The organism is Klebsiella sp. K-3 (genome assembly GCF_051207495.1).
Taxonomy (GTDB): Bacteria; Pseudomonadota; Gammaproteobacteria; order Enterobacterales; family Enterobacteriaceae; genus Klebsiella; species Klebsiella aerogenes.
Genome location: NZ_JBPNXF010000006.1, coordinates 39,474 through 65,999 on the forward strand (window position 1 = coordinate 39,474; position 26,526 = coordinate 65,999).

The 26,526-nt window shown below is 57.1% G+C and carries 22 protein-coding genes; 7 read left to right on the plus strand and 15 right to left on the minus strand.

Annotation, left to right across the window (positions count from 1 at the left end; genetic code table 11):
- Positions 1 to 79 precede the first annotated feature (79 nt).
- The 4 genes from ACSEMK_RS10725 to ACSEMK_RS10740 all read right to left on the minus strand — a co-directional run bounded on the left by ACSEMK_RS10725 (position 80) and on the right by ACSEMK_RS10740 (position 6,498).
- A complete protein-coding gene (locus tag ACSEMK_RS10725; protein WP_411325304.1) occupies positions 80 to 1,459 on the minus strand; it encodes a glycoside hydrolase in 1,380 nt (459 codons plus the stop codon).
- Between the two features lie 13 nt (positions 1,460 to 1,472).
- Positions 1,473 to 3,032, minus strand: coding sequence for a PTS transporter subunit EIIC (locus tag ACSEMK_RS10730; protein WP_045390562.1), 1,560 nt, complete (start codon positions 3,030 to 3,032; stop codon positions 1,473 to 1,475).
- Positions 3,033 to 3,247: 215 nt separating this feature from the next.
- A complete protein-coding gene (locus tag ACSEMK_RS10735) occupies positions 3,248 to 4,945 on the minus strand; it encodes an AsmA family protein (protein ID WP_435336490.1) in 1,698 nt (565 codons plus the stop codon).
- A 161-nt stretch (positions 4,946 to 5,106) separates the two neighbouring features.
- Positions 5,107 to 6,498, minus strand: coding sequence for a nucleobase:cation symporter-2 family protein (locus ACSEMK_RS10740; protein WP_015369129.1), 1,392 nt, complete (start codon positions 6,496 to 6,498; stop codon positions 5,107 to 5,109).
- Positions 6,499 to 6,785: 287 nt separating this feature from the next.
- Between ACSEMK_RS10740 and gltS the strand changes: the two genes are divergently transcribed.
- Complete coding sequence (gltS, locus tag ACSEMK_RS10745) at positions 6,786 to 7,988, plus strand: sodium/glutamate symporter (protein WP_015703819.1); 1,203 nt, start codon at positions 6,786 to 6,788, stop codon at positions 7,986 to 7,988.
- Between the two features lie 107 nt (positions 7,989 to 8,095).
- Here gltS and glpK read toward each other — a convergent pair whose 3' ends face one another.
- A complete protein-coding gene (glpK, locus tag ACSEMK_RS10750) occupies positions 8,096 to 9,604 on the minus strand; it encodes a glycerol kinase GlpK (RefSeq protein WP_047040291.1) in 1,509 nt (502 codons plus the stop codon).
- A gap of 21 nt (positions 9,605 to 9,625) precedes the next feature.
- Positions 9,626 to 10,474, minus strand: a complete 849-nt coding sequence (locus ACSEMK_RS10755; protein WP_015369132.1) for an MIP/aquaporin family protein — start codon at positions 10,472 to 10,474, stop codon at positions 9,626 to 9,628.
- A gap of 438 nt (positions 10,475 to 10,912) precedes the next feature.
- Here ACSEMK_RS10755 and zapB point away from each other — a divergent pair, with 438 nt between their 5' ends.
- From zapB to ACSEMK_RS10775, 4 genes are all read left to right on the plus strand, one after another.
- The gene (zapB, locus tag ACSEMK_RS10760; protein WP_020077673.1) at positions 10,913 to 11,158 is read left to right on the plus strand and encodes a septal ring assembly protein ZapB; all 246 of its coding nucleotides are present in this window, start codon (positions 10,913 to 10,915) and stop codon (positions 11,156 to 11,158) included.
- A gap of 152 nt (positions 11,159 to 11,310) precedes the next feature.
- Positions 11,311 to 12,300: a sulfate ABC transporter substrate-binding protein gene (locus ACSEMK_RS10765; protein WP_015369134.1), complete on the plus strand. Its 990-nt coding sequence runs from the start codon at positions 11,311 to 11,313 to the stop codon at positions 12,298 to 12,300.
- 169 nt (positions 12,301 to 12,469) lie between these two features.
- Positions 12,470 to 13,234, plus strand: coding sequence for a CDP-diacylglycerol diphosphatase (locus ACSEMK_RS10770; protein ID WP_316425012.1), 765 nt, complete (start codon positions 12,470 to 12,472; stop codon positions 13,232 to 13,234).
- 64 nt (positions 13,235 to 13,298) lie between these two features.
- On the plus strand, positions 13,299 to 14,603 hold the full coding sequence (locus ACSEMK_RS10775) for an SLC13 family permease (protein WP_430914934.1): 1,305 nt from the start codon (positions 13,299 to 13,301) through the stop codon (positions 14,601 to 14,603).
- A gap of 98 nt (positions 14,604 to 14,701) precedes the next feature.
- Here the strand turns inward: ACSEMK_RS10775 and tpiA are convergent, their stop codons facing one another.
- Together tpiA and ACSEMK_RS10785 are read right to left on the minus strand one after the other, a co-directional pair.
- Complete coding sequence (gene tpiA / locus ACSEMK_RS10780) at positions 14,702 to 15,469, minus strand: triose-phosphate isomerase (protein WP_002922909.1); 768 nt, start codon at positions 15,467 to 15,469, stop codon at positions 14,702 to 14,704.
- Positions 15,470 to 15,577: 108 nt separating this feature from the next.
- Positions 15,578 to 16,177 (minus strand): DUF1454 family protein, encoded by a 600-nt coding sequence (locus ACSEMK_RS10785; protein ID WP_015369137.1) that lies wholly within the window; start codon positions 16,175 to 16,177, stop codon positions 15,578 to 15,580.
- A 112-nt stretch (positions 16,178 to 16,289) separates the two neighbouring features.
- Between ACSEMK_RS10785 and ACSEMK_RS10790 the strand changes: the two genes are divergently transcribed.
- Positions 16,290 to 16,718, plus strand: coding sequence for a DUF805 domain-containing protein (locus ACSEMK_RS10790; protein ID WP_015369138.1), 429 nt, complete (start codon positions 16,290 to 16,292; stop codon positions 16,716 to 16,718).
- On the opposite strand, the gene fpr is transcribed toward ACSEMK_RS10790, so the two are convergent.
- The 7 genes from fpr to gmk all read right to left on the minus strand — a co-directional run bounded on the left by fpr (position 16,719) and on the right by gmk (position 24,588).
- On the minus strand, positions 16,719 to 17,465 hold the full coding sequence (gene fpr, locus ACSEMK_RS10795; protein ID WP_032709404.1) for a ferredoxin--NADP(+) reductase: 747 nt from the start codon (positions 17,463 to 17,465) through the stop codon (positions 16,719 to 16,721). It lies immediately after the preceding gene.
- Between the two features lie 95 nt (positions 17,466 to 17,560).
- Positions 17,561 to 18,571 (minus strand): class II fructose-bisphosphatase, encoded by a 1,011-nt coding sequence (glpX, locus tag ACSEMK_RS10800; RefSeq protein WP_430914933.1) that lies wholly within the window; start codon positions 18,569 to 18,571, stop codon positions 17,561 to 17,563.
- A gap of 51 nt (positions 18,572 to 18,622) precedes the next feature.
- The gene (gene recG, locus ACSEMK_RS10805; RefSeq protein ID WP_430914932.1) at positions 18,623 to 20,704 is read right to left on the minus strand and encodes an ATP-dependent DNA helicase RecG; all 2,082 of its coding nucleotides are present in this window, start codon (positions 20,702 to 20,704) and stop codon (positions 18,623 to 18,625) included.
- A gap of 5 nt (positions 20,705 to 20,709) precedes the next feature.
- Complete coding sequence (gene trmH / locus ACSEMK_RS10810) at positions 20,710 to 21,399, minus strand: tRNA (guanosine(18)-2'-O)-methyltransferase TrmH (RefSeq protein ID WP_015369142.1); 690 nt, start codon at positions 21,397 to 21,399, stop codon at positions 20,710 to 20,712.
- Positions 21,400 to 21,495: 96 nt separating this feature from the next.
- Complete coding sequence (gene spoT, locus ACSEMK_RS10815; protein WP_087858926.1) at positions 21,496 to 23,616, minus strand: bifunctional GTP diphosphokinase/guanosine-3',5'-bis pyrophosphate 3'-pyrophosphohydrolase; 2,121 nt, start codon at positions 23,614 to 23,616, stop codon at positions 21,496 to 21,498.
- An 18-nt stretch (positions 23,617 to 23,634) separates the two neighbouring features.
- Complete coding sequence (rpoZ, locus tag ACSEMK_RS10820) at positions 23,635 to 23,910, minus strand: DNA-directed RNA polymerase subunit omega (RefSeq protein WP_000135058.1); 276 nt, start codon at positions 23,908 to 23,910, stop codon at positions 23,635 to 23,637.
- A gap of 54 nt (positions 23,911 to 23,964) precedes the next feature.
- Positions 23,965 to 24,588, minus strand: coding sequence for a guanylate kinase (gmk, locus tag ACSEMK_RS10825; protein ID WP_045375273.1), 624 nt, complete (start codon positions 24,586 to 24,588; stop codon positions 23,965 to 23,967).
- Positions 24,589 to 24,846: 258 nt separating this feature from the next.
- Here gmk and ligB point away from each other — a divergent pair, with 258 nt between their 5' ends.
- On the plus strand, positions 24,847 to 26,523 hold the full coding sequence (gene ligB, locus ACSEMK_RS10830; RefSeq protein WP_411325308.1) for an NAD-dependent DNA ligase LigB: 1,677 nt from the start codon (positions 24,847 to 24,849) through the stop codon (positions 26,521 to 26,523).
- The last annotated feature ends 3 nt before the right edge of the window (positions 26,524 to 26,526 follow it).

Sequence of the window (26,526 nt, forward strand, 5' to 3'; positions counted from 1 at the left end):
CTAAGCGTAGCGCGAGCGGGGGAAGTGCCCGGATAGCGGCTGGCGCTTTATCCGGGCTACTCAATCGAGCGTGAACTCGTTACCGCCACCCGGCGAACTGTTCATCGTCGAGATAGGCCGCAACCAGCCTCTTCGCCAGCGAATATGAACCGACCAGCGGATGAGCCATCAACGCCTGTACCGCCAGCGATTTGTCCTGCTGTAGAATTGCTGCCACCGCCAGCCGCTCATACTCCTTCACGCTGGCAATCATATTTTTCTGCGCCGTCGGCACGTTAACCGGCGTCACCGGCTTAAGACCCTCCTTGCTCAGATCGCAGCTGATTTCAATTACATCGTCGGGGCGTAAAAAATCGAGCGTGCCGTTATTCTGTATCGACACCACGATGCGTTTGGTGGTGGTGCTGTTGACCGCCTCCAGAATATCCAGCGCCACCCCGGCGTAGCCGCCGGTATCCGGCTCTTCGATAAACTGCCGCAGCGTTAACGGCTCGCGGGTATGGAATTTTTCCTGCTGCGACTCGTTCTGCATATAGCTGTTTTCGCGGCGCAGGTAGTGTTTCATCCAGATGGTAAAGGCCGCCTGCGGATCCGCTTTAACATCCACGCCGCTGAGCTCCTGACGCATATCGTGGTTGATACGTGCAATCTGCTCGCCGCGGGTCTCCGGCGCCTGTTGAATCGCCCGTAGCGCCACTTCGCGATAGTAGTAGTAATAGAGATACTCGTTGAGCAACTGGTTATCGCACAGTTTCACCAGCTCCGGCGAGAAGTACTGCATCGCCGTTTTACGGTACAAATCCGGGTTGGCGACCAGCTGCGCGGTAACATCTTCCCCGCGCACGGTGAAGTGCGTAAACCAGGAAAAGTGGTTTAAGCCGTAGCATTCCACGCTCAGGTCGTGCGGGTCGCAGCCGAGGATCTCCGGCAGTTCGCGAATCAGCTCCGACGGCGCATCGCAAATCCCGTATACCCGGCGTTTGAAACCGGATTTGATAATCGCCTCGGTGACCAGCCCGGACGGATTGGTAAAGTTAAACAGGATCGCGTCTTTGTCGGCATGTTCCTCGATCAGCCGACAGTAGCGCAGGATCGCCGGGATCGAGCGCATCGCCATGGCAAAACCGCCCGCGCCGGTGGTCTCCTGGCCCAGCGTGTTATGCTCCAGCGCAATCCGCTCGTCGCGGATGCGGCTCTCATCGCCGCCGACGCGCAGCGTGGTAATCACATAATGGGTACCCTGCAGCGCGGCAACCGGATCGCTGGTGGTAGTAAAATGAATATCCGGGCGAATGGTATTAAATACATAGCGGGCGATTTCACCAAATAGCGATAAATTATCTGCTGAGCTATCCTGAAATACCACTTCCGTTAAACCAATGCGGTGCGCGTTATAAGCCAGCGACTTCGCCAGAAATGCAGAGCGTACACCGCCCCCGCCTAATACGGTTAATTTCATACATCACTCCCAATTAATTTTCTGCTAGCCAGCTATCAACCCGGGAACGGACTTGCCCGACTTTGACGCCATAAATAACCTGAACTTCATTACGATTGCGTACTACGCCATTTGCGCCAGTGCTTTTTAATATTTCATCATCAACTAATGCCATATTATGGACGGCCACCCGCAGGCGTGTGAAACAGTTATCAACGGAGATAATATTGGCTTTACCGCCTAAGCCATTAATAATTTCATCCGTCATCGACTGCGGGCCGCTGACTTTTTTACGGTAGTCCGCCTTACTGTATAACTTGACGTTATCGTCATCCTCGCGGCCCGGCGTTTTCAGATTTAACTTCACCACCAGCGTGCGGAATATCGCGTAATAAACGATAAATTGACCAATACCGATCAGCACGTACCCCGGCCAGCGGGTTAACGACACCGGCAGCGGTAGGTTGTAGATCAGAAACTCAATCAGGCCGGAGGCGCCCCACGGCCGCACGGTGAAGATGTCGCAAATTGCCTGTGAAGCAGCGGTTAACGTCGCATGGATCACCCATAGCAGCGGCGAGACAAATAAGAAGGTGAACTCAATGGGTTCGGTGATGCCGGTCAGCATCGAGGTGATAATCGCCGGCAGTAGAATCGCCTTCGCCATCGCTTTCTTCTCCGGCTTCGCGGTGTGATAAAACGCCAGCGATGCGCCCGCCAGGCCAAAGATGGTGGTCATCCCCTGTTGCGAGAAACGTAATGCGTCGTTCATCACCGGCGTCAGATCGGGATGGCGCATATAGGCGAGGAAAATCGCCTGGGTGCCGGAGACGACCTGGCCATCGACATTCAGCGTGCCGCCGATTTGTGTAAGCTGGAAAGGCGACCACACGAAATGGTGCAAGCCGGTGGGAATAAGGAATTTTTCAAAGAAGCCGTAGACGAACACTCCCGCAACGCCGGCATTCTTCATAAACCCGGTCAGGGCGCTAATGCCGTGGGTCATAAACGGCCAAATCCAGGTAAAAGCAATGGCGTAGCAGATAATGACCGGCGTCATGGCGACCAGCGTCAGCTTCGCCCCGCCGTACATCGATAGCGCGCCGGGCAGCTCAATATTGGAGACTTTATTATGTACCCAGGCAATGGTGCAGCCAAGGATGATTCCGAGGAATACTCCCATATCGACGACCACAAAGCCTAATAACTGCGTTTGTCCGGTGCCGTAATATTCGCCGTTAATTTTTTCCGCCACCGCATGTGTATGTTCCAGCCATGAATGGTTGGCGCCGAGAAACATGATAAAACACATCACCGAGACAAGTGCGACCTCCGTTTTTTTATCTTTTGCCAGGCCGTAACTTATTCCCACGCAAAACAATAATCCAAGGTTGCCGAATAATGGCCAGAAGGTATCGCCAAGCAGTTGCCCTAATTGATGAAGGAAACTGGTTTCAGCAATAAGAGTTGGGTTAGTTAAGACGGAACTGAGAGCCAGAATTAATCCAATGACCGGCAAGAACAATACTGCGCCGATCATGGCTCTGGAGAATTTTTGCATATTCTCCAGAATACGTTGACGTATTACAGACATGGTTGTTCCTTTTATTTTTGTAGGTACAGGGGAGCATTATTTTTATCAACTTCCAGTATTTTGGTTATAGCAATTCTGATATTTGAAAGGAACCTGTTGCGGGAAATAGGTACAAATAGCCGCTAATTGCGCACAGGTTTCAGGACCCGCACCCCAACCCTCTCCCTTTTAGGGAGAGGGAGCGGTCAGAGCTGAGTTTTGGGGGGAGGGGGACTTTACTGCGGCGCGGCGGGCGCGTTGCTAACCTCGCCGTTGCGCATCACCTGCGCCGCCTGCTGCTTATCCATATTGGTGGCGCTGAGCTGAGCATTAACGCTCGGTTTCAGCGGCGCATTGGCCTGCACGCTACCGTTCGCGGTTAGCTGGAAATTGCCGTCGCCGCTAATCGGCAGCGCAGGCCAGCCCCAGGCCTGCAGAATATTCAGCGGCACGCCGCGGCCGTTCAAGCTCAGATTGACCTGGCGCTGCGGCAATTGTGACACCGCGGCGGTCGCCTGCAGAATACCGCGCTCGGTAAAGGCGCTCAGCTCGCTGATGTTGACCGTAGAAGCGTTCGCGCTCAGCTTCAGCGACGGGCGGCGCACGTCGATGCGGTTGAAGGTCGCGGCGGCGGCATTGAGGGTGGCGCTGCCGTTCCACACGTCCCACTGGCCATCTTTCACCAGCTGTAATTCGCCGCCGTAACCGTCCAGCGCGGTGATCTGCCATGGGAAGGCTGGGTCGATATCGATAATCAGATTTCGGCTGGCGCTGAATTTCTTCAGCGTCAGGCTTTGCAGCCAGCCCGGCATCGGCTCCATCCACAGCTGTTTCCAGTTGGACGGTAGCGTATATTCCAGCCCGGCGAAGACGGCATCGTCGAGCACCAGCGCATTACCGGCGCGCAGCCAGTTGCCGGAGGTACGCACCATGCCGCCCTCCCAGCGGGAGCTGAACTGGCGTAGCGCAATGCCCTGCGGCGAGAATTCGGCATTAACGATGGGATCGAGGAAGTTCAGCGAACCGTAGATAAACTCGCTGGCGTTCATCGATAGCGTCCCGTCGTCGCTCTGCCAGCCGTTATGGCTCAAGGTCAGATTGCGCAAGTTGAGGTCGAGGTCGGTCACCGCCCAGCCTGGCCCCTGCAAACGAGCATCGGTCACATCCAGCCAGCCAATCTGCAGCGACGGCACCGAGGTGAGCGGCGCAAGGAACTCATTCAGCGGTTTGGCGCTCTGCAGACGAATTTCATTCAGGCGCAGGTTATCAACCAGCCAGCTACCGTCGGCGCGGCGTTTGGCGTTGCCGGTCAGCGTGCCGCGCGCGATATCGGCGCCAAGGGTGCTCAGGGTCACCTCGCCGTTATCAATCGCACCCTGGATCAGGACGTTGCTGGCTTCGACGCCGTTAAGATTCATCGAGCCCGCGCTCATCTGAATTTGCGCTTTCCTGCCCAGCACATCGCCCGCTTCCGGCTGCCACGGCATCACGCCGCCGGTCACCCGCTGGGCGCTCAGGTTCCACTCGCTGTCCGGGCTGTTAAAGGCCATATCGCGTAGCTGCAGGCGGTCGGCGGCGAATGGCATTGCCGCGGAAGCCGGAGAGAGATTCAGCGTGCCGTCGCTGAGGACGATTTCATCAGCGTGCAGCGGGTCGCTGAACTGGCGGGTACTAAAACCGACATCCACCGTTCTGGCAACCAGCGTCGGCGGCTTGCCGTCGCGGCCAAAGGTGACATTTTGCAACTGCAGATGTAGCGGAGAAGAGAAGTCATGCGCCATCTTATCGAAGGCGATTTTCCAGCCGGTGCTTTCGCTTAACCAACTGCTCGCCTGGCGCGCCCCCCAGCGGGTCTGCAGCGCAAAGTAAGCGGCGACGATAACGACCAGCAGGGCGATCAGCAGCCAGAGAACCAGCTTTCCAAGAAATTTCATGATCTTCCATCCTGATAAGTACACATCACCGTGTTATGCACGATTTATGCGCAATCCTCAAGGCGGGAATAGTGAAATGAGATGAAGTGAGGTGAAGAGATGTTACAGCCGGCGCGCTCCCTGGTCGCCGTGGCGATACCGGGGAGCGCAACTTCAATGCTTTAGTTCTTCTCAGGCGGGAAGATTAAATTCAGAACAATCGCCGTGATACCGCCAGCGGCAATACCGGAAGAGAGCAGGTTTTTCAGCCAGTCCGGCGCGAACTGCAGGATCAGCGGCTGCTGCGATACGCCGAGACCCACCGCCAGAGAGAGGGCGATAATCAGAATGGCGCGGCGATTCAGCGGCTCGCGGGAGACGATGCGCACGCCGGATGCGGCAATGGTGCCGAACATCACCAGCGTCGCGCCGCCAAGTACCGGCTCAGGAATATGCTGCACAAAGCCGCTTACCGCCGGGAACAGGCCGAGCACAATCAGCATCAGCGCCACCACAAAGCCCACATAGCGGCTGGCGACGCCAGTCAGCTGGATCACGCCGTTGTTCTGGCCGAAGCAGGAGTTCGGGAAGGTATTGAAAACTGCGGAAACAAATGAGTTCAGGCCGTTCGCCAGTACGCCGCCTTTCAGACGTTTCATATACAGCGGGCCGGAGACCGGTTGCTCAGAAACGTCGGAGGTGGCGGTGATATCGCCGATCGTTTCCAGCGAGGTAATCATAAAGACCAGCATCAGCGGCAGCAGCAGGCTCCAGTCGATGCCCAGGCCGTAATAGAGCGGCGTAGGGATAGTGATCAGGCTGCTGTTGGTAGGCGCGGTGTTAGCCGGCAGCATATCGAGGAACCACGCCGCCAGATAACCGGCAGCCATCGCGATCACCAGCGAGGCGATGCGCAGGTACGGGTTGCGCTGGCGGTTGAGGATAATAATCAGCGCCAGCACGATGCCCGCCAACAGCAGGTTTTTCGGCGCGCCGAAGGTATGGTCGGCCATCGCCGCATAGCCGCCGCCGATAGAAGTCAGGCCAACCTGAATCAGCGACAGGCCGATAATCATCACCACCACGCCGGAGACCAGCGGCGTAATAATGCGGCGCGCCAGATGCAGAACCCGCGAGAGGACCATTTCGGTGCAGCTCGCCAGCATCAGGGTGCCGAACAGCGCGGCCATCATCGTCGGCACGTCGGCGCCGCCGGTTTTCAGCGCGGTGCCGCCCATAATCAACGGGGCGACGAAGTTGAAGCTGGTGCCCTGGATGGAGAGCAGGCCGGAGCCTACAGGCCCCCAGGCTTTAATCTGGATAATGGATGCCACGCCGGAGGCGAACAGCGACATGCTGATGATGTGTTGCGTATCTTCGGCCGGAAGGCCGAGCGCCTGACAGATGAGCAGCGCCGGGGTGATGACCGCGACAAACATCGCCAGCAGGTGCTGGAATGCGGCAAACAGCGTTTGCGGAAGCGGCGGACGGTCTTCGAGGCGATAGATTAATTCGCTGGCTGGTTTATGCGCAACCGGTTGCGCATTTTCTGACTCTGCGGTCGTAACGGACATCACAAACAATCCCAAGGTGGCAAAGCGGGAATTTTATCGGACTGTAGACCAAAAGCAAACGTTTGCCACGATTTGGCGCAAAAAATATCCTCACTGAATAGATGTAACAAATTAATTAACATTTTGTATGCTTGATCGCATCAACGCTAATACAAAATATCTTTTTCTGTCATTTTTTGCGCACTTCTGCTTAAAATCGCTCTTCGACTCCTCAAGATGAGAAGTAATCGACACCGGGAATACCGTCGCGTGTGAATGAATCATGCGCCCATAAGGAGCTCTTTTTTATGTTGCATCTCGATACCTTATCGACGCTCGTTGCCGCAACCATGGTGTTGCTTTTAGGGCGAAAGCTCGTTCAGAACGTCCCATTCCTCAAAAAATATACCATTCCTGAACCCGTCGCCGGCGGCCTGCTGGTGGCGCTGGCGCTGCTGGTTTTGAAAAAAAGCATGGATATCGAAATCGATTTCGATATGAGCCTGAAGGACCCGCTGATGCTGGCGTTCTTCGCCACTATCGGCCTTAACGCTAACCTTGCCAGCCTGCGGGCGGGCGGCAAAGTGCTTGGCACTTTCCTGATTGTGGTGGTGGGCCTGCTGCTGCTGCAGAACGCTCTCGGTATCGGCATGGCGAAGCTGCTGGGGCTGGATCCGCTGATGGGTCTGCTGGCCGGTTCTATCACACTTTCCGGCGGTCACGGCACCGGGGCGGCGTGGAGTAAATTGTTCGTTGAGCGCTACGGTTTTGCGAATGCCACCGAGGTCGCCATGGCTTGCGCAACCTTCGGCCTGGTGCTCGGCGGCCTAATCGGCGGGCCGGTGGCGCGTTATCTGGTGAAGCACTCTTCCTCGCCGGACGGTACGCCGGACGACCAGCTGGCGCCGACGGCGTTTGAGAAGCCGGATATGGGCCGCATGATCACCTCGCTGGTGCTGATTGAAAGTATTGCGTTAATCGCTATCTGCCTGACCGTAGGGAAGGTGGTTGCGCAACTGCTGGCAGGCACCGTGTTTGAATTGCCGACCTTCGTCTGCGTGCTGTTTATCGGCGTGATCCTCAGCAATGGCCTGGCGCTGGCTGGGCTGTATCGCGTGTTTGACCGCGCGGTATCGGTACTGGGCAACGTCAGCCTGTCGCTGTTCCTCGCGATGGCGCTGATGAGTCTCAAGCTGTGGGAACTGGCGTCGCTGGCGCTGCCGATGATTATTATTCTGGCGGTACAGGCGGTGGCGATGGCGCTGTATGCGGTGTTTGTGACTTACCGGATGATGGGCAAGAACTATGATGCCGCCGTGCTGGCAGCCGGTCATTGCGGGTTCGGGCTTGGCGCGACGCCGACGGCGATTGCCAATATGCAGGCGATTACCGACCGTTTTGGCCCATCGCATATGGCTTTCCTGGTGGTGCCGATGGTGGGGGCGTTCTTTATCGACATCGTCAACGCGCTGGTGATTAAGCTGTACCTGCTGTTGCCGATATTTGGCTGATACAAAAATGCCGGAGTTAATCTCCGGCATTTTTTTGCCTGATGGCGCTGCGCTTATCAGGCCTACGGGCAACGCCCTGGCATCGTCATCCGGCGCGATACCGAGGTTTACTCGTCGTGCTCTTCCCACGCTAACGCGCGTTTCACCGCTTTCTTCCAGCCGCTGTAGCGGAAATTACGCTCGGTGGTTTCAATACCCGGGCGGAACTCACGTTCAATCACCGCTTTCTCCTGCAGCTCGTCGAGATTTTGCCAGAAGCCGACTGCCAGACCTGCCAGATAGGCGGCGCCTAGCGCCGTGACTTCACGCACTTCCGGGCGTTCCACGCGGGTGCCGAGAATATCGGACTGGAACTGCATCAGGAAGTTGTTGGCGACCGCGCCGCCGTCCACGCGCAGGGCGTGCAGACGGATACCGGAGTCGGCCTGCATCGCTTCCAGAACGTCACGCGTCTGATAGGCGATAGATTCCAGCGTGGCGCGGATAATATGGTTGGCGTTCACCCCGCGGGTCAGGCCGAAAATCGCGCCGCGCGCATACGGATCCCAGTACGGCGCGCCAAGACCGGTAAAGGCCGGCACCACATACACGCCGTTGGTGTCTTTCACCTTAGTGGCGAAGTATTCAGAATCGAAGGCATCGTTGATGAGTTTCATTTCATCACGCAGCCACTGAATCGACGCTCCGGCCATAAACACCGCGCCTTCCAGCGCGTAGTTCACTTCGCCGGTCGGGCCGCAGGCGATGGTGGTCAGCAGGCCGTGGGTTGAGGTCACCGCCTTTTCACCGGTGTTCATCAACATGAAGCAGCCGGTACCGTAGGTGTTTTTCGCCATCCCTTCTTTCACACACAGCTGGCCAAACAGCGCCGCCTGCTGGTCGCCGGCGATGCCGGAGATAGGAATACGGGTACCGCCTTTACCGCCGATGTTGGTCTGGCCGTACACTTCAGAAGACTTACGTACTTCCGGTAGCATGGCGCGCGGGATATCCAGCGCGTCGAGCATTTTGTCGTCCCAGTCCAGTTCATGGATGTTGAACAACATGGTACGCGAGGCGTTGGTGTAGTCGGTGACGTGCACGCGCCCCTGGGTCATTTTCCAGATAAGCCAGGTATCAACGGTACCGAACAGCAGTTCGCCGCGCTTGGCGCGCTCGCGGGCGCCTTCGACATGGTCAAGGATCCACTTCACTTTGGTACCGGAGAAGTACGGGTCCACCACCAGGCCGGTGGCTTTGCGGATGTACTCTTCCATGCCGTCGCGCTTGAGCTGCTCGCAAATATCCGCGGTGCGGCGGCACTGCCAGACGATAGCGTTGTAAATAGGCTTGCCGGTCTCACGCTCCCATACGATGGCGGTTTCACGCTGGTTGGTGATGCCGATGGCGGCAATTTCGTCGGAGTTGATATCGGCTTTTGCCAACACTTCGACCAGCGTAGAGCTCTGCGAGGCCCAAATCTCCATCGGGTCGTGCTCAACCCAGCCTGGCTTCGGATAAATTTGTTCGAATTCACGCTGTGACACGCTGACGATATTGGCGTCGTGATCCATCACGACGGCGCGGGAGCTGGTAGTGCCCTGGTCGAGCGCAACGATATATTTTTTCTCGGTCATAATTGGTGTCCCGTAGTCAGATTACAGCGAAGCTTTTTGTTGCGACGCGGAAGAAGCGGATTCTTTTTCTTCCTCGACGCAGGTGTCGCAAGGCAGATGGCGGCCAATGAATTTGCGGTAGCTGAATGCGCCCAGCGCCGCGCCGACCACCGGTGCGCACAGCGGCACCAGGAAATAAGGAATATCTTTGCCGCCGGTGAAGGCGACGTTGCCCCAGCCTGCCAGCCAGGCGAAGGCTTTCGGTCCGATATCACGCGCCGGGTTCATCGCGAAGCCGGTCAGCGGGCCCATGGAGGCGCCGATAACGGCAATCAGCAGGCCAATCAGCAGCGGCGCCAGCGGGCCGCGCGGCACGCCGTTGCCGTCGTCGGTCAGCGCTAAAATCACGCCCATCAGGATAGCGGTAATCACCATTTCTACCGCGAAGGCCTGCACAAAATTGATATGCGGGTTAGGGTAGGTCGAGAAGATACCGGCGAGCTCAAGGCTTTCCACGCTGCCGCGTACCATATTGTGGGTGTGTTCGAAATCGAAGAAAAGATTGTAATAAAGCCCGTAAACTAATGCCGCAGCGCAAAAGGCGCCAGCGAATTGCGAAATAATAAAAGGAACAACTTTGCGCCCATCAAAGCAGGCGAATAACCATAAGGCGATGGTGACCGCCGGATTAAGGTGCGCACCGGATACGCCCGCGGTCAGGTAGATAGCCATAGCCACCCCCAGACCCCAGATGATGCTGATTTCCCACTGACCGAAGCTGGCTCCTGCGACTTTGAGCGCAGCTACGCACCCAACGCCGAAAAAGATCAACAACCCGGTACCGAGAAACTCTGCGATGCACTGGCCTTTTAATGTTGATGTCTGGCTCATAATCGGATCCTGAAGCGAAGTGATTATTGTAAGTATGTTGGTCGTGGACGACCACGGTGCCTTGTAGGCATAGTGTTAATTTATCGTTAACGAGCATAAACGAGAAATATCGAAATTTAAATTTGTGTCCCTCGTCAAGAAAATGAGCGTTTTCGCGCCATAAACGCGTGTTGCGGCACATTTACCCACCTTTTTCTGCGTATTTTGTTATCTCATTGATTAACAATCGCCAGAGAAGTTCGGGGCAATTGCCGCGAACGCACCAGGTAAAGACTGAAAAGTGTTGCAAACCGCAATCTGCGCGGGTTGTCGCTGGACAGGTGAGGCGGGGATTCATACAATCGACGACAACACCGCTATTGTGCGCTAATTCGTTAAGGCGGGACCGCGTATACGAAACACGAGTTTCTATCAACGCCTTGCAAGATCAGGAGAGGTATGACGATGTCATTAGAAGTGTTTGAGAAATTAGAATCTAAAGTTCAGCAGGCGATTGATACCATCACTCTGTTGCAGATGGAAATCGAAGAGCTGAAAGAAAAGAACACCACGCTGGCGCAGGAAGTGCAGAGCGCGCAGCACGGTCGTGAAGAGCTGGAGCGTGAAAATAGCCAGCTGAGAGAACAACAGCAGGGCTGGCAGGATCGTCTGCAGGCGCTGCTGGGCCGCATGGAAGAAGTCTAATCGCTTCTCGCCCCTTCCCGTCCGGGAGGGGGTTTTCTTTATCCTCCGCTTTATATCTCCAGGTTATAGCCAATCTTTTTTTATTCTTTAATCATTGATCCGCTTTCTGGCACGCTTAGTTCATCACAACACGACATAAAGAGAGCGGTGCGATGAATAAGTGGGGCGTAGGGTTAACTCTGTTGCTGGCATCCGCCAGCGTGCTGGCAAAAGATTATCAGCTGTTAAACGTATCGTACGATCCGACGCGCGAGCTGTACGAACAGTATAATAAAGCGTTTAGCGCGCACTGGAAGCAGGAAACCGGCGATAACGTGGTGATTCGTCAGTCGCACGGCGGCTCCGGCAAACAGGCGACGTCAGTTATCAACGGGATTGAAGCGGATGTCGTCACCCTGGCGCTGGCCTACGACGTAGACGCCATTGCTGAACGTGGCCGTATCGATAAAAACTGGCTGAAGCGCCTGCCGGATAACTCCGCGCCGTATACCTCAACCATCGTGTTCCTCGTCCGTAAGGGCAACCCAAAACAGATCCATGACTGGAACGACCTGATTAAACCTGGCGTGTCGGTCATCACCCCGAACCCGAAAAGCTCCGGCGGCGCCCGCTGGAACTACCTGGCGGCATGGGGCTACGCCCTGCATCAGAATCACGGCGATCAAGCTAAAGCGCAGGAGTTCGTGAAGGCGCTGTATAAAAACGTGGAAGTGCTGGATTCCGGCGCGCGCGGTTCCACCAACACCTTCGTCGAACGCGGGATCGGCGATGTGCTGATTGCCTGGGAGAACGAAGCGCTGCTGGCGACGAAAGAGCTGGGCAAGGACAAGTTTGAAATCGTGACGCCGAGCGAGTCTATTCTGGCCGAGCCGACGGTTTCCGTCGTCGATAAAGTGGTGGATAAGAAAGGCACTCGTCAGGTGGCGGAAGCGTACCTGAAGTATCTCTACTCGCCGGAAGGCCAGGAGATTGCGGCGAAGAACTTCTATCGTCCGCGCGATCCTGATGTGGCGAAGAAATATGCCAACGAGTTCCCGAAATTGAAGCTGTTTACCATCGATCAGGAGTTCGGCGGCTGGACGAAAGCGCAGAAAGAGCACTTCTCTAACGGCGGCACCTTCGACCAGATTAGCCAGCGTTAATCCTCTTGGCCCTGCTTGCGCTACGCTTAGCAGGGCTACAGTTCTGCGCCATTTGGTATCCCGGGTAAGGCGACAGCCGCCACCCGGGGTAACTCCCCGCCCGCCATCTGTTTTTATTTAGTCATCAAATTACGTTACTCTTCCGGTTCAGGCTTAACAGGGAACAATAATGAGAAGAGTAAGATACCTTTTATGGGCGCTGCTGGTGGTTATTCTGGCGGCGCTGGCTGGCGGCTACTATTGGCTGCATTCCGGCAACCCGAACGCGTTACGTCATATTGTCCTGCAGCAGTGCGTACCCAATCAGCAGCAACATCAAAATCCGTCGCCGTGCGCGGAAGTGAACCTGAAAGGCGGCTACGTGTTGTTTAAAGATCGCAACGGCCCGCTGCAATATCTGCTGATGCCGACCTACCGTATTAACGGTACCGAAAGTCCGCTGCTGTTGGATCCGCTGACGCCGAATTTCTTCTGGCAGGCGTGGCAGGGGCGCGAAATTATGAGCCAGCGCCGCGGCGCGCCAATTGATGATAACGCGGTATCGCTGGCGATTAACTCGCGCAGCGGGCGCACGCAAAACCACTTCCATATTCATATCTCCTGCCTGCGTCCCGATGTCCGCGCGCAGTTAGATAATGATGCGGCGACAATTAGCAGCCGCTGGCTACCCTTGCCGGGCGGTCTGCAGGGCCATCAATATCTGGCGCGTCGGGTAACGGAAACCGAGCTGGCTCAGCGCAGCCCGTTCCTGATGCTGGCGGAAGAGGTACCGGAAGCGCGCGAACATATGGGGCGTTATGCGTTAGCGATGGCGCGTCAAAGCGACGGCTCGCTGGTGCTGTTGGCGACAGAACGTAACCTGCTGACTTTGAACCGTGCTTCGGCGGAAGAAATTCAGGATCATAGCTGCGCAATTCTTAACGCAAACCACTAGTTCTGGCGTTTACCTGTCTTTCCTGTCGTCGTATTCTTGCTGAAAAAAACGACAGGAGACAGGCATGTCGCTCTGGCTAACCCACCCGCTGTTCCTCCCTTCGCTGATCGTCGGCATCACCATTGTGCTCTGGGCGACTTCACTGTTACCGGAATTTATCACCGCGCTGCTGTTCTTCGCGGCGGCGATGATGACCAAAATCGCTCCGCCGGAGGTGATCTTCGGCGGTTTTGCTTCCTCGGCGTTCTGGCTAGTATTCAGCGGCTTTGTGTTGGGGATCGCCATCCGTAAGACCGGACTGGCGGATAGAGCGGCGCAGGCGCTATCGGCGCGGCTCACCGACTCCTGGCCGCGGATGGTCGGCAGCGTCGTATTACTGAGTTATGCGTTGGCGTTCGTGATGCCGTCAAACATGGGGCGCATCGCGCTGTTGATGCCGATCGTGGCGGCGATGGCCCGGCGCGCGGGGATCGCCGACGGCACGCGCAGCTGGTACGGCCTGGCGCTGGCGGTGGGCTTTGGCACCTTCCAGCTTTCTGCGACCATTTTGCCCGCTAACGTGCCGAATCTGGTGATGAGCGGGGCGGCGGAAGGCTCTTACGGGATCCATCTGAATTACGTTCCCTATTTACTGCTGCATACGCCGGTGCTTGGCTGGCTGAAAGGGGCGGTGCTGGTGGCGTTGATCTGCTGGCTGTTTCCCGGCAAGCCGCATCCGCCGCGCGAGCTGGCGTCGCTGGCGCCAATGAGCCGCGATGAAAAGCGTCTGGCGTGGCTACTGGCGGTGGTGTTGACGTTATGGGTGACAGAGAGCTGGCACGGCGTCGGCTCGGCGTGGACCGGCCTGGCGGCAGCGGTGGTCACGCTGCTGCCGCGAGTGGGATTTATCAGCGGCGAGGAGTTCGCCAGCGGGGTGAATATGCGCACCTGCATTTATGTTGCCGGCATTTTGGGACTGGCGATTACCGTGACCCAAACCGGGATTGGCGGCGCGGTGGGTAACGCGCTGCTGCAGGTGATGCCGCTGGATAAAGATAATCCGTTCACCAGCTTCCTGGCGCTGACCGGAATTACCAGCGCGCTGAACTTTATTATGACCGCTAACGGCGTCCCGGCGCTGTATACGACTTTTGCGCAGAGCTTTGCCGACGCGACCGGCTTTCCGCTGCTGAGCGTGATTATGATTCAGGTGCTGGGTTATTCCACGCCGCTGCTGCCGTACCAGGCGTCGCCGATCGTGGTGGCGATGGGATTAGGTAAAGTCCCGGCGAGAGCGGGGATGTTGCTATGTCTGGCGCTGGCGGCGGTGAGCTATTTGATTTTGCTGCCGTTGGATTACGCGTGGTATCAGCTATTGGGGAAATTGTAGCGATAATATAAAACCCGGCTCGCGCTGCGCTAAGCCGGGTTATTACTCGTGCGAATTTGTCAGCAACCCCGGCGGCGTTTCACCACCGGGAAAGCGAATTACGCTTTTTTCGCCGCTTCTGCAGCTTTAACGATCACCGCGAAAGCGTCTGCTTTCAGGGATGCGCCGCCAACCAGCGCGCCGTCGATGTCCGGCTGGGTGAACAGCTCTGCGGCGTTGCCGGCGTTAACGGAACCGCCGTACTGGATGATGACCTGCTCAGCGATTTTAGCGTCAGCTTTAGCAATGTGGTCACGGATAAATTTGTGCACCGCCTGAGCCTGCGCTGGGGTAGCGGATTTACCGGTACCGATGGCCCATACGGGTTCGTAAGCGATAACCACGCCTTCAAAAGCGGCTGCGCCCTGAGTTTTCAGCACGGCGTCGATCTGACGCGCGCAAACTTCTTCAGTTTTGCCCGCTTCGTTTTCAGCTTCGGTTTCACCGATGCACAGAACCGGCGTCAGACCCTGCTCTTTCAGTACAGCGAATTTCTTCGCGATCAGCTCGTCGGATTCTTTGTGGTAGGTACGGCGTTCGGAGTGGCCGATGATGATGTACTGCGCGCCGATATCTTTCAGCATTTCAGCGGAGGTTTCACCGGTGAATGCGCCGGACAGGTTCACGTCAACGTTCTGCGCGCCCAGGTGGATGTGGCTGCCTTCTGCCGCACGCTTAGCCAGGTCGAGATACATTTCCGGCGGTGCGATTGCCACTGCACAGCCGCTTACGCCGGCCAGTTCAGTACGCAGGTTAGCAACCAGTTCGTTTACCATGTGGCGGCTGCCGTTCAGTTTCCAGTTACCCATCACTAAAGGATGTCGCATTTTAATTCTCCACGCTACTAAGCGAATTAAGGAATATAGCCGCCCCAGAGGGCAGCATGGTCTGTGAAACAGTATAGAGACTCGTCACTGGAAAGGCTTTGCTTTTTGTCATTTATTGTTGTCTTCCAGCGTTTCAGATAGCGCCAGCTTAATCGGTTCAATGGCGAAAGTTAGCCCCTTTTCCCCGTGATCTGCCACCACATAGCGCACCGCGCCTTCGGTTTCGGTGTAGTAGCGTTTGCCTTTGCCGGCGGTCAGCAGTTTTTGCAGCTTTTGCTGGCTCTGCAGTGGGCTTAGGGTCGGCACAAAGGCGCGAAGAATGGCGCTCATATACTCCTGCGCTTTCGCTTTCGCCGCCTTTTGTTCCGGCCCCTGAATCGGCAGCCAGGTTATCTGCATTGATTTAATCTTCAGCGTGCCGCGCTCCAGCGCGGTAGAGGCATACAGATTCTCGTTAATCTTGGTGGCGGCGCGGGTCAGGTTGGCTTTATCGCGGCTGGAGGCGATAGAACGGAACTCGTTTAGCGGCAGTTTCGGATTATCGGCATTAAATTTCTCGCGGAACTCGCTGATGCTGACATCAAAAATCGGCGCGCTGGGTAGCAAATAGGGGGCGGTGGCGGCGGATTCCGTTTCTGCGGACAACGCCATCGGGCCGACAGATAACGCTGTCAGCCCAATTAAACTTAAGATTGCCCACTTCTTCATGCCCATCTTTCCTTTTTTTGCCTGCCGACGATTAAAACGGGAACCGTCACGCTTGTCAAAAAGTGACGCCTTCAGGGTAAACTACGCGAATGATGATGATAAGGAATAAAACATGACCCTACAGCAGTGGTTATTCTCAATTAAAGGCCGTATTGGCCGCCGGGATTTCTGGATTTGGATCGTTATCTGGGTGTTGACCATGAGCGCGCTGTTTACCCTCGCGGGCAGCAATTTGCTGAGTTTACAGACCGCGGCGTTTATTCTCGTCTGCCTGCTCTGGCCGACGGCGGCGGTCGTGGTGAAGCGTCTGCACGATCGCGGGAGATCCGGCCTCTGGGCGCTGCTGATGATTCTGGCGTGGATGCTGCTGGCGGGCAACTGGGCGATGTTGCCGCAGGTCTGGCAGTGGGGCGTTGGGCGCTTTGTACCGACGCTGATTATCGTCATGATGTTGATCGACCTGGGCGCGTTCGTCGGCACCCAGGGCGAAAATAAGTTTGGCAAAGAGACGCAGGATGTCCGCTGGAAAGCGGACGCCTGATTACCAGTAGTGCTCTGCCGTCATATGGCCCGGTCGGCGACGCAGATGTTTGGTCATCTGCCGGGTCTCTTTCAGCAACTGCTGGGTATCACGCACCATCTGCGGGTTACCGCACAGCATCACGTGGCTGGTATCGGCGGTCATCGGCAGGCCGACCGCCTCTTCCAGCGCGCCGGTTTCAATCAGGAACGGCACCCGGCCCGTCAGCGAACCTTCCGCTGTCTCTCGGCTGACCACGGTCTGGATACGCAATTTGCCGGCGTAGCGCTGCTCCAGCTCGCGCATTTGCGGTAAATAGCTGAGGTCGGCGGCATAGCGCGCCGCATGCACCAGCACCAGATTCTTGAAGCGATCCAGGTCTTTCCCTTCTTCCAGAATCGACAGATAGGGGCCGATGGCTGTGCCGGTGGCGAGCATCCACAACGTGTCGCAGTCTGGCACCTCTTCCAGCACGAAGAAACCGGCGGCTTCGCTGACAATCTGAACGTCGTCGCCGGGTTTCAGCGCGGCCAGTCGCGGGCTGAGTTTACCCTCCGGAACGGTGACCAGGTAGAACTCGAGATCGGGATTGCTGGGGGCGTTGACGTAGGAGTAGGCGCGCTGCACGCGCTCGCCGTCAACATCCAGGCCCAGTTTAGCAAACTGCCCTGCGGTGAACGGCTCAACGGGCGCGTGAATGGTGAGGCTAAACAGTGCATCGGTCCAGTTTTGCACTTTTACAACTTTACCTGTAACCCAGTTTGCCATTGCGTCTCTCCTTTCAATCTCGTCAGTCTATCTTCACCGCGACGGGAGAAGATTTCCAGCCCGAAAAGGCTGGAAAGCTCGATTGATCAAATGTTTTACAGGATGTGTTGCTGGACGTCCGGGTCTTTTCGGTCGAGGTAATGAATCGACTGAATACGGCGGATAGTCCGCGATTTACCGCGGATTAGCAGCGTTTCGGTGGTCGCCATGTTGCCCTTGCGGGTGATGCCGTCCAGCAGATCGCCTTTGGTAATCCCGGTGGCGGAGAAGATGACGTTATCACTGCGCGCCATCTCATCAAGACGCAGCACTTTACCCGCTTCGATACCCATGGTTTTGCAGCGCGCCAGTTCGTTTTCACCGATACGGCGGTTCTCTTCGCTATCGCCCTTCACGTGGTGACGAGCCAGCAGGCGGCTCTGCATATCGCCGTCAAGCGCGCGGATCACTGCCGCCGAAACCACACCTTCCGGCGCGCCTCCGATGCCGTACAGCACGTCGACTTCGCTATCCGGCATACAGGTCAGGATAGAGGCCGCCACGTCGCCATCGGGGATCGCGAACACGCGCACGCCCAACTGCTGCAGTTGCGCAATGACCGCGTCGTGGCGGGGTTTTGCCAGCACGGTGACGGTCAGCTCGTCGAGCGGTTTATTCAACGCGCGGGCGATGTTGCGCAGGTTCTCTTCCAGCGGCAGATTGAGATCGATGGCGCCTTTAGCGCTGGGGCCGACAATCAGCTTTTCCATATACATATCCGGCGCGTTGAGGAAGCAGCCTTTATCGCCAACCGCCATCACCGCCAGCGCGTTGGCCTGGCCCATGGCCGTCATGCGGGTACCTTCAATCGGATCGACGGCGATATCTACCGCGTCGCCTTTGCCGGTACCCACTTTTTCGCCGATATAGAGCATCGGCGCTTCATCGATTTCGCCCTCGCCGATGACGATGGTGCCGTCGATATTGACGAGGTTAAGCATAATGCGCATGGCGTTAACCGCTGCGCCGTCGGCGGTATTTTTATCGCCGCGGCCCAGCCATTTATAGCCCGCCAGCGCGGCGGCTTCGGTGACACGCGAAAATTCGATGGCCAGTTCTCGTTTCATAATCCACTCATTGTGTAGAAAAGTTGCCCGTAGCGCGGCAAGAAGGACGCGCTACGCGTTGGAATAGCGTTCGGTTTCCGGCATCCAGCGCTCAATCAGCGCCTGTGCCTGCAGCGGATAGCGTTCGTGAATATGGCGAGCAATGCGCTGAACCTCGGGGATCATGGCCTGATCGCGCAGCAAGTCCGCTACTTTAAATTCGGCGTTGCCGGTCTGGCGGGTGCCGAGAAGCTCGCCGGGGCCGCGGATTTCAAGGTCTTTCTGGGCGATGACGAAACCGTCGTTGCTGTCGCGCAGCACCTGCAGGCGCTTCTGCGCCGTTTTGGAGAGCGGCGATTTATAGAGTAGCACGCAGTGGGAGGCGGCGGCGCCGCGCCCGACGCGCCCGCGTAGCTGGTGCAGCTGCGCCAGACCCAGACGCTCCGGGTTTTCGATAATCATCAGGCTTGAGTTAGGGACGTCAACGCCGACTTCAATCACCGTGGTGGCGACCAGCAGGTGCATCTCGCCCTGCTTGAAGGCCTGCATCACTGCCTGCTTTTCCGCTGGTTTCATCCGCCCGTGGACGAGGCCGATATTAAGTTCCGGCAGCGCCAGTTTGAGCTCTTCCCAGGTGGCTTCCGCCGCCTGGGCTTCCAGCAGATCGGACTCTTCAATCAGCGTACAGACCCAATAGGCCTGACGACCTTCCTGGGTGCAGGCGTTGCGCACGCGGTCGATAATGTCGCTGCGGCGGGTATCCGGGATAGCGACGGTCGTTACCGGGGTACGACCCGGCGGCAGCTCGTCGATAACCGAGGTATCGAGATCGGCATAGGCGGTCATCGCCAGGGTGCGTGGAATCGGCGTAGCGGTCATGATCAACTGATGCGGGTGGAAGCCCTGCTGCTGGCCCTTTTCCCACAGCGCCAGGCGTTGATGAACGCCAAAACGGTGCTGTTCGTCGATAATCACTAGCGCCAGGCCGTTAAACTGTACCTGCTCCTGGAAAATGGCGTGGGTGCCGACAATCATCTGCACTTCGCCGTTGGCGATGGCCTCCTGCTGCGCCTGGCGCGCTTTGCCTTTCTGCTTGCCCGCCAGCCAGCCGACTTCAATGCCCAGCGGCGCGAACCAGCTGCGGAAATTATTGGCGTGCTGCTCGGCGAGCAGTTCGGTCGGCGCCATCAGCGCCACCTGTTTGCCATGGGCGATAGCGCGCAAGGCGGCCAGCGCGGCGACCAGCGTTTTGCCGGATCCGACGTCGCCCTGCACCAGGCGCATCATCGGCACGTCCAGCGCCATATCGCGTTCGATCTCAGCGGTGACGCGCGCCTGCGCGCCCGTTGGTTTAAAGGGCAGGGAAGCCAGAAGCTGGGTTTTCAGCGTGTCGTTGGCGCTGAGCGGCAGAGCATGATAGCGCTGGGCGCCGGCGCGGAGCGCCAGCATGCTGAGATTATGCGCTAACAACTCTTCCAGGATAAGACGCTGCTGTGCCGGATGTTTACCGCTCTCCAGCTCGCTGAGTTGTAGCGACGGCGGCGGGCGATGCAGCGTGCGTAGCGCCTCCGGCAGGCTCATCATCCCCTGCGCCAGCTCCGGCGGCAGCAGTTCGCTAATCGCGCAGGTGTCCAGCAGCTCAAGCGCCTGATCGGTGAGTTTGCGCAGCGTCGCCTGCTTAATGCCTTCAGTGGTCGGGTAGACCGGAGTCAGGGTTTCCTGCAGCTCCGGGGTACTCATATCGCCCTGCACGCGATATTCCGGGTGGATCATCTCGGCGCCAAACTTGCCGCGTTTAGCTTCGCCGTAGGCCAGCACGCGACGACCGGTCGCCAGGCTGTTTTTCATCGCCGCGTTGAAGTTGAAAAAACGCATGGTCAGGATGCCGGAACCGTCACTTATCTGACAGGTCATCATCCGGCGGCCGCCGAAGGTGATATTGCTGTTGAGCACTTCCCCCTCTACGGTTGCGTAGACTCCCGGCAGCAGTTCGCCGATTTGGTACAGGTGAGTCCGGTCTTCATAGCGCAGTGGCAGATGAAGTAGCAGGTCCTGAACCGTATGCAGACCGATTTTCGCCAGTTTGCTGCTCTGTGCGGCGCCAACGCCGGTCAGCGAGTTGAGCGGGACGGCATCTAACAGGCGGCCTGACATCGGATTTACCTCGCCGCCTGCATCGTTGCCCACCACGAGGCATCGGCTTCTACTTCGCCCTGCTCGTTGACGTGGGGATAAGGCAGACCTTTTTGTTTGGCGACGCGCGCCAGCACCGGGTAACCGCCTTCAAATAACAGCCGCTGCTGCTCTTCAGGCGGCAGCATGCTATTGGCGCGTTGGTACATTCCGGCGTTCTGCCGCTGACGCTGCGCTTCGTAAAGGATCAGCGCGGAGGCGACGGAGACGTTCAGCGACTGCACCATACCGACCATAGGGATAATGATGTCCTGGTCTGCCAGCGCTAGCGCTTCCTGGGTGATGCCGGTTTTCTCCTGGCCCATCAGGATACAGGTCGGGCGCGTATAATCGATTTCGCGAAAATCGATGGCTTTGTCGGAAAGGTGTGTCGCGAGGATTTGCATGCCCCGGCCTTTTAAGTGGCTGACGGCATCGCCGATAGTGCGGTGCGTTTTTACCTGCACCCAACTATTGCTGCCGGCGGCGGCAGAGGCCATGGTGCGCATACGGCTGCCAGGCCAGATGGCGTGTACTTCGTGTACGCCGATGGCGTCTGCGGTGCGGATGACCGCAGAGACGTTATGGGGTTTATGGACCTGCTCCATGCAGACCGTCAGATCAGGCTGACGCCTGGCGAGCATCTCGCAGATACGCGCATAACGCTGTGAATTCATTCTACTTAATCCTTCGAACTGCCTCGGCGTTAGCTGCACTCACTCACCCCAGTCACGTACTTCAGTACCTTCCTGGGGATTCGATTTTTGTAAAAGCTAATTTCGGTTACGAGTGACTTTAATCACGTCCGGCATGACGCGAATTTTGCGCATGATATTCGCCAGATGCACGCGGTCGCGCGCGGTCAGGCGGATAAAGGCGCTGTAAACGCGGCCATCTTTTTCTTCCGTATTCAGGCTCTGAATATTGGAAGACGCGGTGTTGATTGCGGCCGTCAGGTTAGCCAGCGCGCCCTGGTGGTTGAACATATCCACCTTAATTTCGGCGATAAATTCCTGCGCAGTTTCTTTATCCCACTCGACCGCCATAAACTTCTCAGGCTCTTTCTGGTAGCCGCGGATGTTACGACAGGATTCATGGTGGATAACCAACCCTTTGCCTGGGCTGACGTGGGCGATGATCGGATCGCCTGGAATCGGACGACAGCACTTGGCGAAAGTAATCAGTACGCCGTCGGCGCCTTTAATCGGCAGATGGCCGTGATTCGACGCGTTGGCCGGCACCGGTGCGGCAGAGGCCTCGCCCTGCTGCAGATTTTTAGCTACCACGACGCTCATTGCGTTACCGAGACCGATTTCCGCCAGCAGATCGTCAAGCGTGGCCAGCTTCATGCGGTCAAGTTCGCGCTGGATGTTCTCCTGCGGGATCTCTGCCAGCTTGCGGCTGCCGCCTAACGCGTGGTTGAGCAATCGGCGGCCAAGGCTGACCGAATCGTCGCGCTTAAGGTTCTTCAGCAGTTGGCGGATTTTGGCGCGCGCTTTCGAGCTAACGACAAAGTTCAGCCATGCGGCATTCGGGCGTGCGCCCGGCGCGGTAATGATTTCGACAGTCTGACCGCTGGAGAGCGGCTGCGACAGCGGATAGGGCTGGCGGTCGACGCGCGCGCCGACGCAGGCATGGCCGATATCGGTATGCACCGCGTAGGCGAAGTCCACCGGCGTGGCACCGGCAGGCAGTTCGACAATGCGCCCTTCCGGGGTGAAAACGTAAATCTCATCCGGGAACAGATCGGATTTAACGCTCTCGATAAATTCAAACGAACTACCGGCGCTCTGCTGCAGTTCCAGCAGGCTTTGCATCCAGCGCTGGGCGCGGATTTGCGCGGTCGTGCTGCTTTCGCCGCCGTGCTCTTTATAAGCCCAGTGCGCCGCTACCCCCATCTCCGCCATCTGGTCCATATCTTCGGTACGGATTTGCACCTCGACCGGGACGCCGTGGGGGCCAATCATCGAGGTGTGCAAAGATTGATAGCCGTTCGCTTTTGGAATGGCGATGTAATCTTTGAAACGACCTGGACGCGGCTTGTAGAGGCTGTGCATTTGGCCCAGCACACGATAGCAAATATCAGGATCGTGAACGATAACGCGGAAGGCGTAGATGTCCATGATCGAGTGAAAACGCTGCTCTTTGAGCACCATTTTGCAATAAATGGAGTACAGATGCTTTTCGCGACCGCTAACGCGGCAGGGGATCCCCGCTTCCTGTAAACGCCCTTCGATCTCAGAGAGGATCTTCTGAATCATCTCTTTTCGGTTGCCGCGCGCTGCTTTGACCACTTCTTTAATGACGCGGTAGCGGTTAGGGTACAGCGCTTCAAAGCCCAGCTCTTCGAGCTCGGTTTTGATGTGATGGATACCTAAACGATGCGCCAGAGGGCTATAAATTTCCAGCGTTTCGCGGGCGATGCGGCGGCGTTTATCCGGGCGTAGTGAGCCCAGGGTGCGCATGTTGTGGGTGCGGTCGGCAAGCTTGATGAGGATGACGCGGATATCCTGCACCATCGCCATGATCATTTTGCGGAAGTTTTCGGCTTGCGCCTCTTTCTTATCGCGGAACTTGAGCTTATCAAGTTTCGACACCCCCTCTACCAGTTCGGCGACGCTTTTACCAAAAAGCTGTTCCATGTCCTGGTAGGTGGCAGGGGTATCTTCAATCACATCATGCAGCAGCGCGGCCATCAGCGTTTCGTAGTCGAGTTTCATCTCGGCCAGAATGCAGGCCACCGCTACCGGGTGCGTGATATAGGGTTCACCGCTTGAACGTGTCTGACCCTCGTGAGCGTCACGTGCAACGAGATACGCCTGCCGAAGGCGCTTGATTTGCTCTTCCGGCAGGTAGTTTTGAATCAGCTGATTCAGGCTTTCAAACAGATACAAGGGCGACCCGCTGTGTGATTAACGACGACCTTCAGCAATCGCGGTAACGGCTTGTAATTCAGCGGCTTCCTGCTCTTGCTGTTCCTGGCGCTCACGTACGTCGAGGATCTGGTTGTTGATCAGACCTTCTTCGATTTCGCGCAGTGCGATAACGGTGGTTTTATCGTTTTCTTCCGGTACCAGCGGATCCTTTCCGCCTACCTGCATCTGACGAGCGCGACGCGCGGCGACCAGTACCAGGTCAAAACGGTTACCAATTTTCTCTACAGCGTCCTGAACAGTTACGCGTGCCATACTTAAAATGCTCCACAGGTGAAGAAATGACTGGGCATGATACTGAATGTGGGTTCAGTCTGCCAATAGTTTGGTGATTAAAGCGCCATGTCGCTGCTTTTGGCGGCTCATGCGCAGACGTTCAGCGCGGATAATGTTTTTCAGATCGCCTAAAGCGGTATCAAAATCATCATTCACAATGAGGTAATCATATTCCGCGTAATGGCTCATTTCTGCAACTGCCTGCGCCATACGTTTTGCGATGACTTCTTCGCTGTCCTGGCCGCGGCCGCGCAGGCGGCGGTCAAGCTCGTCTTTTGACGGCGGCAGAATAAAGATACTGCGCGCGCCGGGCATTTTATTACGAATTTGCTGGGCGCCCTGCCAGTCGATATCGAGGAAAACATCGACGCCAGTCGCCAGAACCTGCTCGATAGCTTCACGAGAGGTGCCGTAATAGTTGCCGAAAACCTCTGCATGCTCAAGGAAAGCGTCTTCGCTAATCATCGATCTGAATTTATCGTGATCCACAAAGAAATAGTGTTCACCGTGAACTTCACCCGGGCGCGGATCGCGCGTGGTATGCGAAACAGAAACCTGGGAATCGTACAACGGTTGGGTTTTCAATAAAGCCTGAATCAGGCTGGATTTACCCGCGCCGCTAGGGGCGGAAACAATATAAAGCGTGCCTTGAGCCATGAGTGTCTTTTGTATGTGATTGTCGAAAGAGATGCTACATACGAGCCTATTATACACGCCGCCGCTGCGTGACGCAGTCATTGTCACACTTTTTGCCGCTGTTTCTTTCATTTTGCCTGCCGCTTTCCTGATTTCTTAAGCAGTTGCAGCAACGATGCGTAAATCCTGGAAAGCCGCTCGCAGCATAATGATTTGCCTGTCGCCGCGGCTTCGGTCTTTAGCGCACTATGCCGCAAGGTAAAACAAGGAGGTAAAGGCATGTGCAAATGGCTGATAGCGGCAGCGTTATGGATGGCGGCGGCACTGGCAACGGCGGCCTGCCCGGCGTGGTCTTCGCAACGAGCCGGGCAGGAGATAGACCGCCTGAGCCTGCAGATTGCCGACTGGAAAGCGGCCTACTGGCAGCAGGGCAGTAGCGGAGTCAGCGACGAAGTCTACGACATGCTTTCGGCCCGGTTGGCGCAGTGGCGGCGCTGCTTCGGTGAGGAGACGCCGACTGAAGACGATCTGCCGCCGCCGCGCGGCGAAGTCAAGCACCCCATCGCGCATACCGGCGTGCGCAAGCTGCCTGACGCCATGAGCGTCGGGCGCTGGATGCGCGATAAAACAGACCTGTGGCTACAACCAAAAGTCGACGGTGTAGCGGTGACGCTGGTATATCGCGGCGGCAGGTTAATACGGGCGATTAGCCGCGGTGACGGTCTGGCAGGGGAAGACTGGACGGCAAAAGTGCGCCAGATCCCCGGCGTACCGCAAACTACCGCAGGAGCGCTGGCAAACAGTGTGTTACAGGGAGAAATTTTTCAGCTGCAAGAGGGACATATACAAAAACAGGCGGGCGGTATGAATTCACGGGCGAAAGTGGCCGGGATACTGATGCGCAAAGCGTCGTCGGCTGAGCTGAAAACGCTGGGGCTGTTTATCTGGGCCTGGCCTGATGGCCCGGCCCAGATGCCTTCTCGTCTGGCGCTGCTTGCCGCTGGCGGGTTTCCTCTGGCGCAGCGCTATTCCCATCCGGTTAAAGATTGGCAGCAGGCTGCCGCCTGGCGGGAGCGCTGGTTTAGCTCGCCGCTGCCCTTTGTCACCGACGGCATTGTGATCCGTGCGGAAAAAGAACCCGCCGGGGGCAGTTGGCTTCCCGGACAGGGGTTCTGGGTGGCGGCCTGGAAATATCTACCGTTTTCGCAGGTGGCGGAAGTGACCACTATCCAGTTTGCCATCGGGCGTAGCGGTAAAATAGCCGTTGTGGCGCATCTCGAACCGGTAAAACTGGACGACAAGCTGGTGCGGCGGGTCAATATTGGTTCGGTGTCCCGCTGGCGGCAGTTAGACATCGTCGCCGGAGACCAGGTGTTAATAAGCCTGGCCGGACAGGGGATCCCGCGTCTGGATAGCGTGGTCTGGCGGGCCAGCCAACGCGATGCGCCACAACCGCCTTCGCCTCGCTTTCATTCCTTAACTTGTTATTTTGCGACGCCCGAGTGCGCCGGGCAGTTTCTCTCCCGCCTTGTTTGGCTATCGTCTAAGCCAGTTCTGGATATTGCAGGCGCAGGAGAGGCGCTTTGGCGCACATTAATGGAAGATCGCCACATGACACATCTTTTCTCATGGTTGGCTTTGACGCCTGAACAACTACAGAGCGTGCCAGGAATTAGCGGCGAGCGTGGCCTGCGTCTGTGGCATCAGTTCAATTTGACCCGTGAGCAGCCGTTTATTCGTTGGGTGTTGGCGCTGGGGGTACCGATACCTCAGGCCGCGCAGGCAAGCGTTGCGGCAGAAAACTGGCGGCAGCTGCGGGAGCGCAATGAGTCTCAGTGGCGACGATTACCGGGAGTGGGGCAGGAAAGGGCACGCCAGCTGGTCGTCTTTTTGCAAAACCCGGATATTGCCGTGCTGGCGCAGTGGCTCAGCGGGCAACGTATCCCGGGTTTCTGAGGA